This window comes from Aerococcus suis (genome assembly GCF_900176325.1).
In the GTDB taxonomy this organism is placed as follows: Bacteria; Bacillota; Bacilli; order Lactobacillales; family Aerococcaceae; genus Aerococcus; species Aerococcus suis.
In genome coordinates, this window is the sequence record NZ_FWXK01000002.1 from 89,414 (window position 1) to 105,770 (window position 16,357).

11 protein-coding genes are annotated in these 16,357 nt (G+C 36.2%); all 11 read left to right on the top strand.

Going from position 1 to position 16,357, the window contains the following annotated elements; all coding sequences use genetic code 11:
• Positions 1-76 precede the first annotated feature (76 nt).
• The gene (locus tag B8955_RS02170) at positions 77-3,256 is read left to right on the top strand and encodes a DEAD/DEAH box helicase (protein ID WP_084098085.1); all 3,180 of its coding nucleotides are present in this window, start codon (positions 77-79) and stop codon (positions 3,254-3,256) included.
• Positions 3,257-3,404: 148 nt separating this feature from the next.
• Positions 3,405-4,172, top strand: a complete 768-nt coding sequence (gene rpsB, locus B8955_RS02175; protein ID WP_084098502.1) for a 30S ribosomal protein S2 — start codon at positions 3,405-3,407, stop codon at positions 4,170-4,172.
• Between the two features lie 146 nt (positions 4,173-4,318).
• Positions 4,319-5,194, top strand: a complete 876-nt coding sequence (gene tsf, locus B8955_RS02180) for a translation elongation factor Ts (protein ID WP_084098505.1) — start codon at positions 4,319-4,321, stop codon at positions 5,192-5,194.
• Positions 5,195-5,283: 89 nt separating this feature from the next.
• Positions 5,284-6,012, top strand: coding sequence for a UMP kinase (gene pyrH, locus B8955_RS02185; protein WP_084098087.1), 729 nt, complete (start codon positions 5,284-5,286; stop codon positions 6,010-6,012).
• A gap of 1 nt (position 6,013) precedes the next feature.
• A complete protein-coding gene (frr, locus tag B8955_RS02190) occupies positions 6,014-6,574 on the top strand; it encodes a ribosome recycling factor (RefSeq protein ID WP_084098089.1) in 561 nt (186 codons plus the stop codon).
• Positions 6,575-6,722: 148 nt separating this feature from the next.
• Positions 6,723-7,484, top strand: a complete 762-nt coding sequence (locus tag B8955_RS02195) for an isoprenyl transferase (protein WP_084098091.1) — start codon at positions 6,723-6,725, stop codon at positions 7,482-7,484.
• A 12-nt stretch (positions 7,485-7,496) separates the two neighbouring features.
• Positions 7,497-8,288, top strand: coding sequence for a phosphatidate cytidylyltransferase (locus tag B8955_RS02200; protein ID WP_084098093.1), 792 nt, complete (start codon positions 7,497-7,499; stop codon positions 8,286-8,288).
• A gap of 15 nt (positions 8,289-8,303) precedes the next feature.
• A complete protein-coding gene (rseP, locus tag B8955_RS02205) occupies positions 8,304-9,569 on the top strand; it encodes an RIP metalloprotease RseP (protein WP_084098095.1) in 1,266 nt (421 codons plus the stop codon).
• A 65-nt stretch (positions 9,570-9,634) separates the two neighbouring features.
• Positions 9,635-13,957: a PolC-type DNA polymerase III gene (locus B8955_RS02210; RefSeq protein ID WP_084098097.1), complete on the top strand. Its 4,323-nt coding sequence runs from the start codon at positions 9,635-9,637 to the stop codon at positions 13,955-13,957.
• A gap of 169 nt (positions 13,958-14,126) precedes the next feature.
• On the top strand, positions 14,127-15,596 hold the full coding sequence (locus tag B8955_RS02215; protein ID WP_084098099.1) for a DUF1538 domain-containing protein: 1,470 nt from the start codon (positions 14,127-14,129) through the stop codon (positions 15,594-15,596).
• Positions 15,597-15,615: 19 nt separating this feature from the next.
• A complete protein-coding gene (locus B8955_RS02220) occupies positions 15,616-16,266 on the top strand; it encodes a P-II family nitrogen regulator (RefSeq protein ID WP_084098101.1) in 651 nt (216 codons plus the stop codon).
• Positions 16,267-16,357 lie beyond the last annotated feature (91 nt).

Here is a 16,357-nt window from a genome sequence, read left to right on the forward strand (position 1 = left end):
CGCTGATTTAGGTGTCAAAAGATGACTTATGTTATAATAGTAGAATACTGAAAACGCTAAACAATGGGGTGTAGTCATGAAGTGGAGTATTTCAAGTAAAATTATTGATGAGGCGCATCAGTTAGTAAATGATGAACGAATTATAAAATTGGTTCCAGATGAAACAGAAACGGTCTGGCGCTCAGAAGTCGTGGATGATAAAACGTATAAAGTCATTTTAGATGGTACGGGTAAAGAAGAAGATGTCTGTCAATGTGACGTTTGGGAGAAAAAAGGGTATTGCCGGCATACAGTGGCGACTGAGCTTTTTTTACGTGAGTTGGATATGACACGAGTTTTTAAATTCAATAATGAACTAAAAAGATTCCCAGAAACAGCGGATGAAGATGCCTTAATGACGGTTTTAATGGAAGAGTTTAAACAAGATATTTTAGGAGAACCTGATGAAACGATTGAAGCACCACAGCTTTCTCCATTAAATATTGTTGTTGAAGTCCAAAACGAAGGAACACAATATTATCAAACAGACTTTTCCAATATTTTTTATTTAAGGTTAAAAATTGGTTATCATCGCCAATATTACGTATCTGATTTGTCAGAGTTTTTCAATTGTTTAGAAAATCATGGATTATATACTCTTCCTAATCGTGAAAGAGAGACTATTTGGTTAAGTCCTGTAACCTTTTCTAAAGCAACCTATGAATTTCTTAGCCAGCTCGCACAATCTTATATGTTTGATCGAGAAAAACATATGAAATCTCTTCACACCCCTGATAGTCGTCACTTGAAACAACGTTATTATTTAAACCGTGAACAAATTCAAACGTTATTAACTTATCACGAGGATACGCCATTTGAATTGCAATGGTTGATTGATAATGAAAGTGTTCATTTTAATCGTCAGCAGCCATCAAATTTTCTTACAATTTCTAAACAAAATCAAAAGATAATATTTAAATTTAATCCGAATATTCATTGGTTTAAACATTATGGAATTGTTGCAATCAATCAAGAGGTGTACCAGGTTGGCTTAACTAAACAAGACTTTCAAGCAATGAGTGCGTTGTATAACCAAATTGTTGAGCATCAATTTGAACTTGAAATAGATATTGATCAGGCAAAAGAATTGATTATGAATTTTGGATATTTATTCCGAAAAATTCAACCAGAAATTAATTTTGCTGAAATAGTAAATATACAACAAGAGAAATTAGTGACAGAACTTATTGCTGATTTAACACAGCAAACATTGCAAGTTGAATTGATTCATCATTATGGGACTCAAGTAGCATATCGACCTCATCAATTAACAATAAGTGATGAAGACCCCATTATATTACGAGATGTGACGACCGAAATAAAACGTGAACGTTGGATGAATCGTTTGCATTTTTCATATGAGAATAATCACTATTCACAAAAATTTCCATCAGTAACTGAAGCGGTTCACTTTATTAAAAAATTGACGCATTCATTACCACACGGTTGGCAATGGACATTCAAAGATAAGTTAGCAGGACTAGATGAGCATGAGCTTAATGGAGAACTTGAACTAAATCGTGGAACGACTAATCGTTATTTGACCATTAATTTTAATATTGAAGATGTAGAGTCACAAGAAGTTGACCGAATATTAGAAGCAATTGTTAACCGTGAAACTTACTATCAATTGAGTGATGGTCGCATTGTAGATGTTTCAAATGTTTTACCTGAAGAGCAAGAAGAATTAGTTCAACATCTTTATCAGCAAAATGGGGAAGTTAAGTCAGGCGATAAAATTCCAATTTATCAAACATTGCGATTCGCTAGTGAGCTTCAAGATCAAGCTGACTTTCAACGATTTTATGATGAAATTATTCATTATAATGATTATATTGATGTGGATTTAGCTGGTTTGAAGACGACATTATCCCATTATCAACTAGAGGCAGTTAAGTGGTTAAAAGCTTTGAGTCGATACCAACTAGGAGGCTTATTAGCGGATGAGATGGGACTAGGGAAAACTGTCCAAACGATTGGGTATGTTTTAGATGCTTGGAATTCCAATCAGAAGTTAAAATGTCTGATTATTACGCCAGCTTCCGTATTGTATAATTGGAAGCATGAATTTAATCGCTTCGCTCCTAAAATTCCAGTAACTGTTATTGATGGTTCAATTGAAGAGCGCGAAACGTTACGTGAAAATGCTGGAAATATTATGTTAACGTCTTATCAAAGTTATCGAAATGATCAAGAAGCCTACAAGGATGACTTTTTTGATGTGCTTATTTTAGATGAGGCCCAAGCAATAAAAAATGAGCGGACATTATTATATCAATCAGTAGCTAAACAAAAAGCGGGAATGCGAATTGGATTATCAGGAACACCGTTAGAAAATAATCTAAGTGAATTTTGGGCCATGATGCGAATTATTCTTCCTGGATTATTGCCTGATGCTAAAACTTTTCAAAATTTGTCAACGAGTGACATCAGACAATTAACAGCGCCATTTGTTTTAAGACGGACTAAACAAGACGTTCAATTGGACTTACCAGATAAAGAAGTGTCTGATCGCTACGCTTCACTTGACGCTAAACAAAAAAATATTTATTTGGCTTATTTGGAAGATATTAAGAATAAAATGGATCAAGCGAGTCAGTTATCTAATATTCAAATGGATTTATTAGCAGGAATTACTCGACTTCGTCAAATATGCTGCCATCCACAATTAATAGATAGTGATTACTCAGGAACATCAGGTAAATTTGAATACTTTAAAGAAACATTAGATAGAGCTTTAGATGCGGGGAAATCCGTTCTGGTCTTTTCTCAATTTACCAGTATGCTAGATATTATTGGAAACTATTTAGAGGACCAATCTATTGCTTACTATAAAATAACAGGTCAGACTAAAAAACAAGTTCGCCAAGAGCAAGTGACGGCATTTAATCGCCAAGAGCGTCAAGTGTTCTTAATTTCTTTACGTGCCGGTGGGGTTGGATTAAACTTAACCGGGGCTGATACGGTATTTTTATATGATTTATGGTGGAATCCTGCGGTAGAAGAACAAGCTATTGGACGCGCTCATCGAATTGGACAAACGAACGATGTGCGGGTATATCGTTTTATTACCGAGGGAACAATCGAACAACGGATTGCTGAGCTACAAGAAGAGAAAAGAATTCTATTCGATGAAGTCTTTACCGAGGGAGAATCAGGAATCAATCAATCATTAAGCCTGGAAGATTTACAACAAATTATAGGAATTAAAAATTAACTTGCAAATTAACTTGTCTTATGGTAAGTTAATTGGGTGCGCATGCACAGCTAATTCACACGTTACGGATGAAAACGCAAGGTGCTCAATGATTGAGTGGCGTTTTTTAGAAGTAGCGGCGGAAAATAAACCAAATGGAGGAATTTACATGTCAGTAATTAGCATGAAACAATTATTAGAAGCAGGTGTTCACTTTGGACACCAAACACGCCGTTGGGACCCTAAAATGGCTCCTTACATTTTCACAGAACGTAATGGAATCTACATTATCGACTTACAACAAACTGTTAAATTAGTTGATAAAGCTTATAACTATGTTCGTCAAGTTGCTGAAAATGATGGTGTTGTTTTATTCGTAGGTACTAAAAAACAAGCACAAGAATCTATTGCTGATGAAGCAAAACGTGCTGGTCAATACTATGTTAACCATCGTTGGTTAGGTGGTACGTTAACTAACTGGGAAACAATCCAAAAACGTATTGCTTACCTTAAAGACATCGACCGTATGGAAGAAGACGGAACATTTGATGTTTTACCTAAAAAAGAAGTTATGGACTTAATGAAAAAACGCGAACGTTTAGAAAAATCATTAGGTGGTATTAAAGAAATGCCACGTATTCCTGATGTTATGTTCGTTGTCGACCCACGCAAAGAAGCTATCGCTATTGCTGAAGCTCGCAAATTAAACATCCCTGTAGTTGCTATGGTAGATACTAACTGTGACCCAGATGATGTAGATTTTGTTATCCCTTCAAATGACGATGCTATTCGTGCGGTTAAATTATTATCAGCTACAATGGCAGACGCTGTTATCGAAGGTCAACAAGGGGCTCAAGAAGAAGAGGAAGCACCAATTACAGCTGAAGACTTTGAATCAGATGCTGTTTTAGATGACGCTTCAGAAGTAGAAGAATAAGCGATACCATAGTTGAAGTATATACGCGAATAGCGTAAAATAAGACTTAAGTAGTTGGCTATCTGATAAGTATTAGGAGCTAGGAAGCTTTACTTATGGGATAGCCTTTTATTAAGACATGAAGATTCTAGGAGGAATGAATGCAAATGGCAGTATCAGCTAAAGAAGTTAAAGAATTACGTGATCGTACAGGCGTTGGAATGATGGAAGCGAAAAAAGCTTTAGTTGCAGTTGACGGTGACATGGATAAAGCAGTTGACTACTTACGTGAAAATGGTTTAGCAAAAGCCGACAAAAAAGCTAACCGTATCGCTGCTGAAGGATTAACTAAAGTTGCTATCGATGGTAATGATGCAGCAATCGTTGAAGTAAACTCAGAAACTGACTTTGTTGCTAAAAACGATCAATTTATCGATGTTTTAGATAAAATTGCGAATGCAATCTTAGTTAATAAACCTGCTGACTTAGAAGCCGCATATGAAATTGATATGGATGGTAAATCATTACAAAACTTCTTAAAAGAAGCGACTTCAGTTATCGGAGAAAAAATTTCATTACGTCGTTTTGAAACAATTACTAAATCAGACGATCAATCATTCGGTGAATATGTTCACCAAGGTGGACGTATTTCTGTATTAGTATTACTTGATGGTAACAATGATGAAGTTGCTCAACAAGTTGCTATGCACGTTGGTGGTATGAAACCTCAATACTTAAATGAAGACGATGTTCCTGAAGAAAAACGTGAACATGAAAAACAAGTATTAACTGAACAAGCTTTAAATGAAGGTAAACCAGAAAAAATCGTTGAAAAAATGATTGCTGGACGTTTGAAAAAATACTTTGCAGAAATTTGCTTAGTTGATCAAAAATTCTTACTAGATGACAGTCAAACTGTTGGTGAATTTGCCGCATCTAAAGACACTAAAGTTGAACAATTTGTACGTTACGAAGTCGGCGAAGGTATGGAAAAACGTGAAGAAAACTTTGCAGACGAAGTAGCAAGTCAAATGGGTAAATAATTTCATTAGATTAATGGATGAGACATTCATTCAATAGTAAGGTTGGGGATGAATGACCGTTCCCAACCTTTTTTGTAAGGAGTTATCATATGGTAGAACCAAAATATAAGCGTGTCGTACTAAAATTAAGTGGTGAAGCCTTAGCTGGACCAAAAGGTTTTGGTATTGACCCGGATACAATGAAAAATGTCGCCCAAGAAATAAAAGATGTTCATGATTTAGGTGTTGAAATCGCTATTGTATGTGGTGGTGGAAACATTTGGCGTGGCGTTACTGGTGAAGAAATGGGTATGGAACGTGCCCAAGCTGATTATATGGGAATGTTAGCGACAATTATGAATGCGTTGGGCTTACAAGACGTCTTAGAAAATATAGGCGTTCCCACTCGTGTGCAAACCTCAATTGAGATGCGTCAAATTGCTGAGCCGTATATTCGACGCAAAGCCGAACGTCATCTAGAAAAAGGACGTGTCGTGATTTTCGCTGCCGGAACAGGTAATCCATACTTCTCTACCGATACCACATCTGCTTTACGAGCTGCTGAAATTGAGGCGAATGTGATTTTAATGGCCAAAAATGGCGTTGATGGCGTTTATTCAGCTGATCCTCGTAGTGATGAAACAGCTGAAAAATATAGCAATCTAACGCATTTAGATATTATTCAAAAAGGATTACAAGTAATGGATTCAACTGCTAGCTCATTAAGTATGGATAATCATATTCCATTGGTTGTCTTTAATTTAAACGAGTCTGGCAATATTAAACGCGTTGTTCTCGGAGAAGATATCGGAACAACAATTACAGATAAGGAGTCATAATATGGCAATTGACACAATTTTAAAAGATACAAAAGCACGAATGGCTAAAAGTGAAGAGTCTCTTCAACGCGAATTAAATCGTATTCGTGCAGGGGTTGCCAATGCCAGCCTATTAGATGGTATTAATGTGGAATATTATGGAGTTCCTACTCCGTTAAATCAATTAGCAACCATCTCTACCCCTGAACCTCGTATGTTAATGATTACCCCTTATGATAAAGGATCATTAGGTGAAATTGATAAAGCAATTCAAATGTCAGATTTAGGTATTCCACCAACAAATGATGGATCAGTTATTCGTTTGACAATCCCAGCTTTAACTCAAGAACGTCGCCAAGAATTGACAAAACGTGTAAATAAAAACTTAGAAGATGGTAAAGTTGCGGTTCGTAATATTCGTCGTGATGCCATCGATGAAGTAAAAAAAGCTCAAAAAGCTAAAGAAATTACTGAAGATGATGTTCGTAGCTATGAAGATGATATTCAAAAATTAACGGATGCTTCTATTGCAAATATGGAAGAATTAGCACAAGCAAAAGAAAATGAAATTTTAAATGTTTAATAATCTATGCTTGTCGAAGGAATCTAACAGGTGAGTTAGGTTCCTTTTTCTTTTGTCTAATCATGCAAATGCGTTAAAATTTAGTAAATGAGTATGTTTTGAGCCTATTCTTTGATACAATGAAAAGAGTATTTTCGGAGGGAAAAATATGAAAGCTAAGTATACTTTTAATGAAAATCTATCAGTACCAAAGCACGTTGCTGTGATTATGGATGGTAATGGACGATGGGCTCAAGAACGTGGCAAGAAACGGACAGAAGGCCATTATGAAGGGTTAATGGCATTACGTCGAGTGGCGATTGCAGCCCATAAAATGGGAGTTAAAGTTGTGACGGCTTATGCTTTTTCAACTGAAAACTGGAAACGCCCACTAAGTGAAGTGAATTATTTAATGACTTTACCGAAATCATTAAACGATGATGTATTACCCGATTTAATGAAAAATAATGTACAAGTTCGCTTAACTGGGTCATTAGATGGCGTTCCTAAAGTAACCCAAAAATATATAAAAAATGCGATTGAAAAAACCCATGATAATACTGGTTTAATTGTGAATGTCGCATTCAATTATGGGAGCCGCCATGACATCGTTGAAGCAACCAAAGCAATCGTCGATGATGTTCAGTCAGGAAAATTAACGACTGAACAAATTGATGAAGCGTTATTCGCAAAACATCTAGCAACTGGTCATCTAGGTGAGTTATCAGACCCTGACTTTTTGATTCGTTCAAGTGGAGAAGTTCGTTTAAGCAATTATCTCCTATGGGAGCTAGCTTATAGTGAAATGTTGTTTGTCGATACTAAATGGCCAGATTTTGATGAAGAGGTATTCAAAGCTTGTATTGGAGAATATCAACATCGGCAACGGCGATATGGGAAAACTGGAGAACAAATTGAAACCGATGAATAGGGAGGTGACAATATGTTTCAACGTGTAATTACAGCGATTGTTGCCTTGGCTATCTTTCTTCCACTATTATTTATTGGAGGATTGCCTTTTGAATTATTAGTAATGGTAATGGGAATTATTACCTTGTTAGAGTTACTACGAGTTGTTGGACAACCATTATGGCGGTTTGAAACTTTAGTAACGGTTATTATTATGGTATTAGTCATTCTTCCTAGTCGCGTTTTAACTTTATTTTCTAATGAAATCAATCAAATGATTCTTTTTTATGCAGGAGCTATGATATTACTTTTTATTTCAGTGTTTGTTCCTGATCGAGTGAAATTTGAACAAGCGGGGACATTATCTTTAGCTGCTTTATATGTAGGTCGCGGTTATCATTTTTTAATTGAAACTCGTAACTACGGCTTACTACCGTTACTCTTTGTTTTAGTCATCATATGGGGAAATGATAGCTTTGCCTATATTGTTGGCCGGTTAATCGGGAAAAATAAATTGGCACCTGAAATATCACCGAATAAAACCATCGAAGGATCAATTGGAGGTATCGTTGGTGCTTTTATTTTAAGTAGTATCATTTTATACTTTGATAATTTCTTTGGTATTAGCTTATTACAAAATATTATTTTAGTGACGTTAATTGGTATTATAGGGCAACTAGGTGATTTGGTAGAATCAGGAATCAAGCGAGCATATGGTGTGAAAGATAGCGGAACGATTTTACCAGGACATGGTGGTTTGTTAGATCGTTTTGATAACATGCTAATCGCATTACCAATGTTCTATTTTATTATTTCATTCTTTTAGAAGTGAGGAATCGTTATGCAAGCGATAATCGCATTTATTTTAATTTTTTCCATAATAGTGATTGTGCATGAATTTGGTCATTACTTTTTTGCTAAACGCGCAGGAATTTTAGTTCGTGAGTTTGCTATTGGTATGGGTCCTAAAATTTATCATTATGAAGGAGACGAAACAACTTATACGATACGGTTGTTACCAATAGGTGGTTACGTCCGTATGGCTGGATTGGAAGAAACTGAGGATAGTTTAGCTAAAGGCATGCAAGTCGTGATTGAGACGGATAAAAATGAGACGGTTCAATCTATCTCGACTGTTGAAGAAGAACAAAACTTTTCTGGATTACCTTTAGAAGTTATTGATGCGGATTTAGAAGATCAAATGTTTATAGAAGGAATCCCTTTCGGTGAAAGTCAGCCTAGACGATTCTCAGTCAGTGAAAAAGCTTTTTTTATCGAACCTGATGGGACTAAATTAAAAGTCGCTCCAAGACATCGACAATATCAATCAGCAAGTATTGGTCATCGTTTAATGACAAATTTTGCTGGACCTATGAATAATTTTATTTTAGCCATTGTTGCGTTTATTATCTTAGGTTTCGTTCAAGGAGGCGTTCCAACTAATAGTAATATTATTGGTGACGTTCAACCCAATTCACCAGCTGCCGAGAGTGGGATTAAAGCGGATGATGAAATTATTGCGATTAATGATGAAAATATTTTAAGCTTTGAGGCTATGGGTAAAGCCATTGAACCTCATAGTGACGAGAAAATTACAGTGACGATTAAACGTGATAATCAAACGCGTGACTTGCAACTTACGCCAGAAGGTGTCGATGCTGGTGAAAATAAAAAAGTCGCTAAAATTGGTGTTATGCCTAAACGAACGTTAAATCCAATTAAGGTAATAGGAAATGGCTTTGTATTAGCTTGGCAAATTGTAGCTGCAGTTTTTGCGGTGTTAATATCTATGTTTAAAACAGGCTTTGATATTAATAACTTTGGAGGTCCTGTTTATATGTATCAAGCGACGTCTCAAGTGGTTAGTTTAGGCGTCACTGGATTACTCTCTTGGTTAGGTGCCTTAAGTGTTAATTTAGGAATTGTCAATTTATTACCAATTCCTGCTTTAGATGGAGGTAAACTCGTCCTAAATATAATTGAACTTATTCGAGGAAAACCATTAAGTCCGAGGGTAGAAGGTTATATTAACGTGATAGGTGTCGTTCTTGTGTTCATTCTAATGATTGCTGTGACATGGAATGATATTTTACGTTTCTTCAGTTAAATGTTATGTGCGACAATAAGGGGCCATTTGATTGGTCCCTATTTTACTTAATTAAGGAGGAAAATATGGCAAATTCTCATGCTGAGGCTTTTCAAGTATTATTAAAACAATTAAATTGGTCGCCTAACCATGAAATATTCCAAAAAGGCGAAATCAAAAATGTGACAGTACATACACAATCGCGAGTATGGCAGTTTGATTTAAGTTTCGAACGTCGTCTTCCGGCACCATTATTTAAGGAACTAGAGGAACGATTAGCGAATGATTTTCAACCGGGACGTGCCCATATGCGAGTCATTGTGAGCGAAGAACTCCCAGTTAATCCAGAAGAAGTTTATGATTATTGGCCTATCATTATTAAACGGTCCAATATTTCAAATGGGTTAACTAACCAAATTTTTAAAAATCAATTACCAACGTATGAAAATAATCAGTTTATTATTCGTTGTGATAATGATCAGGTGAAACAAGTCATTGAAAAAAACTATATAGCGGTAGTCAAACAAAATTATCAAATGGCGGGCTTCCCTGTATTACCTTTTGAAGTAGTGGTGGACGTTGATACAGCTAATGATCGTCAAGATAATTTTCAGGCACGTCAAGACCATTTAATGGAAGCACAACAAGAGATAGCAAAAGCTGCTAATAAACGTCAACATGAAGCACCAAAACAAAAAGAAGCGGATGTATTACCAAAAGTTAATAAAGTTGCGATTGGGAAACCAGTCCCTCATGATGAACGTTTACGACCAATGAGCAGTTACGTCGAAGAACAACGTCAAGCGGTTATGGAAGGGGTTGTTTTCGAAGTTGAAATCAAACAATTACGTACGGGTCGTCAAATTTTAAAAATGAAACTATCAGATTATACGTCAGCCTTTATCGTTCAAATGTTCTCTAAAAATGATCAAGACAAAGCGATATTTGCTGCTATAAAAACCGGTATGTGGTTACGCGTTAAAGGGGACATCAAAATGGATGACCAATTTGAGCGTGATTTGGTTGTTACAGCGAATAGTTTTGAAGAAATTCACAAGGAAAAACGTCAAGATACAGCTCCAAAAGGCGAAAAACGAGTTGAACTGCATTTACATACTAATATGAGTATGTTAGATGCGACCAATTCAATTACTGACTATGCCAATCAAGCCAAAGCTTGGGGGCATGAAGCAATAGCCGTTACCGACCATTCCGCATTACAAGCCTTTCCTGAAGCGAGTCAGGCAGCTAAAGATACGGGATTAAAAATGATTTATGGTGTTGAAGCGAATGTTGTTGATGACGGTGTTCCAATTGCCTATAATCCGAGTGATATTGAACTCGAAGATGCAACTTATGTTGTTTTTGACGTGGAAACGACGGGGTTATCTGCTGTCTATGATCAAATTATTGAATTAGCAGCAGTAAAAATGCATCGTGGAAATGTTATTGATCAATTTGAGGAATTTATTAATCCTGGTCATCCTTTAAGTAGCACCACTATTAATTTAACTGGAATTACTGATGCGATGGTGCAAGATGCTAAACCGGTTGAAGAGGTAATGCAATCATTTAAAGATTGGACAGATGGCACCATTTTGGTGGCCCATAATGCGAGTTTTGATATGGGATTTTTGAATGCGACGTATAAACGTCTAAATATTCCAAAAGCTGAAAATCCAGTGATTGATACTTTGGAATTGTCACGGTTCTTGCATCCACAGATGAAATCCCATCGATTAAATACTTTAGCTAAACATTATAATGTCGCTCTTGAACAACATCACCGGGCAGTGTACGACTCAGAAACAACTGGTGCGTTATGCTGGATTTTCTTAAAAGAAGCGGCTAGTGAACATGATATTACGAACCATAAAGATTTGAATAAACGGGTCGGAGAAGGTGACGCCTATAAACGAACGCGTCCGTTTCATGCCACAATTATTGCTAAAAACCAAGATGGATTAAAAGATCTCTTTAAATTAATTTCGGCTTCGAATGTTACTTATTATTATCGGACACCAAGAATTCCACGTTCTTTATTAAATAAATCGCGTAAAAATTTATTGATAGGTTCAGCTTGTTCAGAAGGAGAGGTTTTTGAAGCTCTTATGCAAAAAGGGCGTCAGGAAGCAATCAATAAAGCTAGTTTCTATGATTATCTAGAAATCATGCCTAAGGGAATTTATGAACCGTTAATAAAAGATGAGCTAATTAATGATGAAGAAACATTAGAAAATATTATGCGTGAGTTGATTTCTGTCGGAGAAGAAGTTGATCGCCCAGTTGTTGCTACTGGTAACGTTCACTATTTAAATCCGGAAGATAAACCATATCGTGAAATATTGATTCATTCGATTAAATCAAATCGAACGAAATATTTTCCTGAGGCTCATTTTCGGTCAACTGATGAAATGCTAAACGATTTTGCTTTCTTAGGGGAAGAAATGGCTCATCAATTAGTTGTTGAAAATTCACAAAAAATTGCGAATCTCATTGAACCCATCGAACCACTAAAAGATAAATTGTATACTCCTAGTATCGAGGGGTCAGAAGAACAAATTACTGAGATGAGTTATGAGAAAGCTAAAAGTATTTATGGAGAGAATCTCCCTGAAATTATTGAAAAACGATTGAAAAAAGAATTGTCATCTATTATTGGTAATGGTTTTTCTGTTATTTATTTGATTTCACAAAAATTAGTGAAGAAATCTAATGATGATGGTTATATCGTAGGTAGTCGGGGATCTGTTGGTTCATCCTTTGTAGCCACTATGATGGGAATTACAGAAGTTAATCCATTAGCTCCTCATTATGTATGCCCCGAATGTCATCATAGTGAGTTCTTTACGGATGGAAGTGTCGGATCTGGATTTGATTTGCCAGATAAAGAATGCCCACATTGCGGGACTAAAATGAATAAGGACGGTCATGATATTCCATTTGAAACCTTCTTAGGATTTAAAGGCGATAAAGTTCCCGATATTGATTTGAACTTCTCAGGGGAATATCAACCGAGAGCGCACGCTTATACTAAAGTTCTTTTCGGAGAGGATAAAGTCTTTAGGGCAGGAACAATTGGTACTGTTGCTGAAAAAACGGCTTTTGGATATGTCTTAGGTTATGATCGTGATAACAACTTAAATTTACGTAAAACGGAGAAAGAATTTTTAGCGCAAGGTGCTACTGGTGTAAAACGGACAACTGGACAACATCCAGGAGGTATTATCGTTATTCCTGAATATATGGATGTTTATGATTTTACCCCAATTCAATATCCGGCCGATGATCAAAGTGCTGAGTGGCGAACGACTCACTTTGATTTCCATTCTATTCATGACAATGTGTTAAAACTTGATATTCTAGGGCACGATGATCCTACAATGATTCGGAAATTACAAGATTTATCAGGCATTGCCCCAACCGACATCCCAGTAGATGATCCTTCTGTCTATGAATTATTCAATGGTACTGAAATCTTAGGTGTGACGCCTGAACAAATTTATTCTAAAACAGGGACATTGGGAATCCCTGAATTTGGGACAGGTTTTACGCGTCAAATGTTAGAAGCAACTAAACCAACTACGTTTGCTGAATTATTACAAATTTCAGGTTTGTCACATGGAACGGACGTGTGGTTAGGTAATGCTGAAGTTTTAGTTCGAGAAAAAGGGCTACCATTATCTGAAGTCATAGGCTGTCGTGACGATATTATGGTGTATTTATTGCATAAAAATTTACCTGAATCGGATGCGTTCCAAATTATGGAAAAAGTTCGGAAAGGTAAAGGATTATCAGATGAACATAAAGCGATTATGCGAGAACATGATGTTCCAGAATGGTACCTAGAATCCTGTGAAAAAATTAAATATATGTTCCCTAAAGCTCATGCGGCAGCTTATGTTTTGAATGCTATGCGTGTTGCGTGGTTTAAAGTTCATCATCCCATTTGGTATTATTGTGCCTTTTTAAGTGTTCGTGCAACTGACTTCGATCTTGAAGCAATGACAAACGGATTACAAGCTACTAAAGCACGAATTGAAGAGATTCGTAACAAAGGGAATGACGCTAGCAATAAAGAGAAACAAACATTAGTTATTTTAGAGATTGTAAACGAAATGCAAGAACGTGGTATCGAGATGAAAATGGTTGATGTGGAAAAATCTGATGCTATGGCGTTTGAAATTATAGATGATCATACACTATTAGCGCCATTCCGTGCCGTAGATGGTTTAGGAAATAATGTTGCCAAACAAATTGTCAAAGCCAGAGAAGAGTCGCCATTCTTATCTAAAGAAGATTTACAAAAACGGGGCAAAGTATCTAAGTCATTAATAGAATATATGAGTGAACAACATATGCTAGATAATTTACCTGATCAAAATCAATTAAGTTTATTTGATTTTTAAAAATGATTGTTTAAGAGATATTGGGAAGATCCAATATCTCTTTTTTGTTTTACTAGTAATGCCAGTTATTGCAATAAATTTACAATAATTGCAATCTATTATAAAATAGAAGAGATGTCAGACAATTTTTGTTTATTTTGAAGCAAAAATAAAAAAAAGGAGGAGTTTAATGGATTTACTGGTTGATAAGTTTAAAGAAGTCTTATCATCGGTTTTACCTATTGTGATTATTGTGATGCTGTTATCTTTCACAATTGTCGACGTTGCCCAAGATATGATGCTTCGTTTTATTATCGGAGCTATCTTATTAATTTTTGGGTTGACTATTTTTCTATTTGGTATCGATGTTGGGATGCAACTAATTGGAGATAATTTAGGTCGGTTTATGAGTACCCAAACTCGTAATAGTATTGTTATGTTCATCGCCTTTTTGGTAGGATTTGCAGCGACAGTTGCAGAACCCGATTTGCTCATTTTGGGTGGGCAGATAGCCGATGCGACAGGAGGAACGTTTTCAGAAACGTTTATTGTCGGCATTGTTTCAATAGGAGTTGGATTAATGATTGCCCTAGGTGTTCTACGATTAATTAAAAGTTTTGGTATTAAATACTTTTTCTTAATTATTTATGCCTTAATTGCCGTTTTGGCATTACTTTCCACAAATGAATTTATGGCTATGGCGTTTGATGCTTCTGGAGCAACAACTGGTGCCTTAACTACTCCTTTTATACTAGCTATTGGAGCGAGTGTTTCTAATAGTAAAGGGGGAGCCAGTGCGAGTGATGATTCGTTTGGGTTAGTTGGTGCGATGAGTACAGGACCTATTCTAGCCGTATTATTACTGTCATTAATTCAAAAAGGTGGATTCCAAGGTTCAGGGGATGCTTATCAATATACTGAAGGAATTTTTTCACCTTTTATTCATGCTATTGGGGAGACATTATTTGAATCTCTCATTGCTTTAGCGCCAATTTTAGTTATTTTTCTAATTATTAATTACCTTTCACTTAAAATATCAAAGCAACGATTAAAAGATATTTTTAAAGGGGTTGTCTATACGTTACTTGGATTAACCGTTTTCCTAATTGGTGTTAATCAAGGCTTTATGGACATGGGAAGATTTTTAGCAACAGAGTTAGCTAATGATCACCAAAACTTGTTACCAATTATTGCGCTAGTGATGGGATTAGTAGTCGTTTTAGCTGAACCTGCTGTTCATGTTCTAGGTGAGCAAGTTGAAGATGTCACTGGTGGATATATCAATAGTAAGTTATTGATGGGAGCGTTATCCATTGGTGTTGGATTAGCATTAACATTCTCAATGTTACGAATTATGATTCCAGGGTTACAATTATGGCACTTTTTATTACCTGGTTTTTCTATTGCATTGATACTCGCTTTCTTCGTTCCAGATTTATTTACTGGTCTTTCCTTTGATGCTGGTGGCGTCGCTAGTGGTCCAATGACCGCAACGTTTATATTAGCCTTCTCACAAGGAGTAGCGGACACTTTACCTCAAGCAGATGTCTTGGTCGATGGATTTGGTGTGATTGCAATGGTTGCCATGACCCCTATTATTATGGTACAAATATTAGGATTGATTTTTAAATTGAGAACTCGTAAAGTAGGTATGGATTAATTGGGAAAGGAGATGCACGGTGGATTATCCAGTAGTATTACTTGGTATTGTTAAAGACGGCCAAGGAAGTAAATTTTTACAAGCATGTAAAGACGGTGGATCAACAGGTGGAACCGTGTTACGAGGACTAGGAACAATTGGCAATAAAGTCATGAATATTCTAGGTCTTCATGATCGACGGAATGAAGTTATTCTGACGATTGTCCCGAATGAACTTGAAGATTCACTGCATCAATTGATTTCAAAACGTCTGCATATGGACAAGCATGGACAAGGCGTTTTGTTCTCTTTAGCAGCAACTAGTTTGATCGGTAACCATGGAAAAGACTATCAATTTCAAGAAAGTGAGGAAAATATGGCGGATCATCAAGTGATTATAACGATTGTTGATCGTGAATTTGGAGACGATGTTGTGGCGGCAGGTAGAGAAGCAGGCGCTCGAGGAGCAACTATTTTACATGGTCGAGGCACAGGATCACGTGAAGTCTCTAAACTCTTTCATGTGAATATTGAACCTGAGAAAGAAGTTGTACTAATGGTTGTCGATGGTGATAAAACAAAAACTATCTCTGACAATATTGTTAAGGAATTAGATATTCGTGCAAAAGGAAAAGGCTTATTGTTCACGATGGGTGTCAATCAAACAACAGGGCTTTACGAAGCGGACTAAGAGATGGATATCTTGCACGTTAGGTGTTAATGTGATATATTATTAACTGATTAATGACCACATGAGAGTGAGCGGGGACGCTCACTCTTTT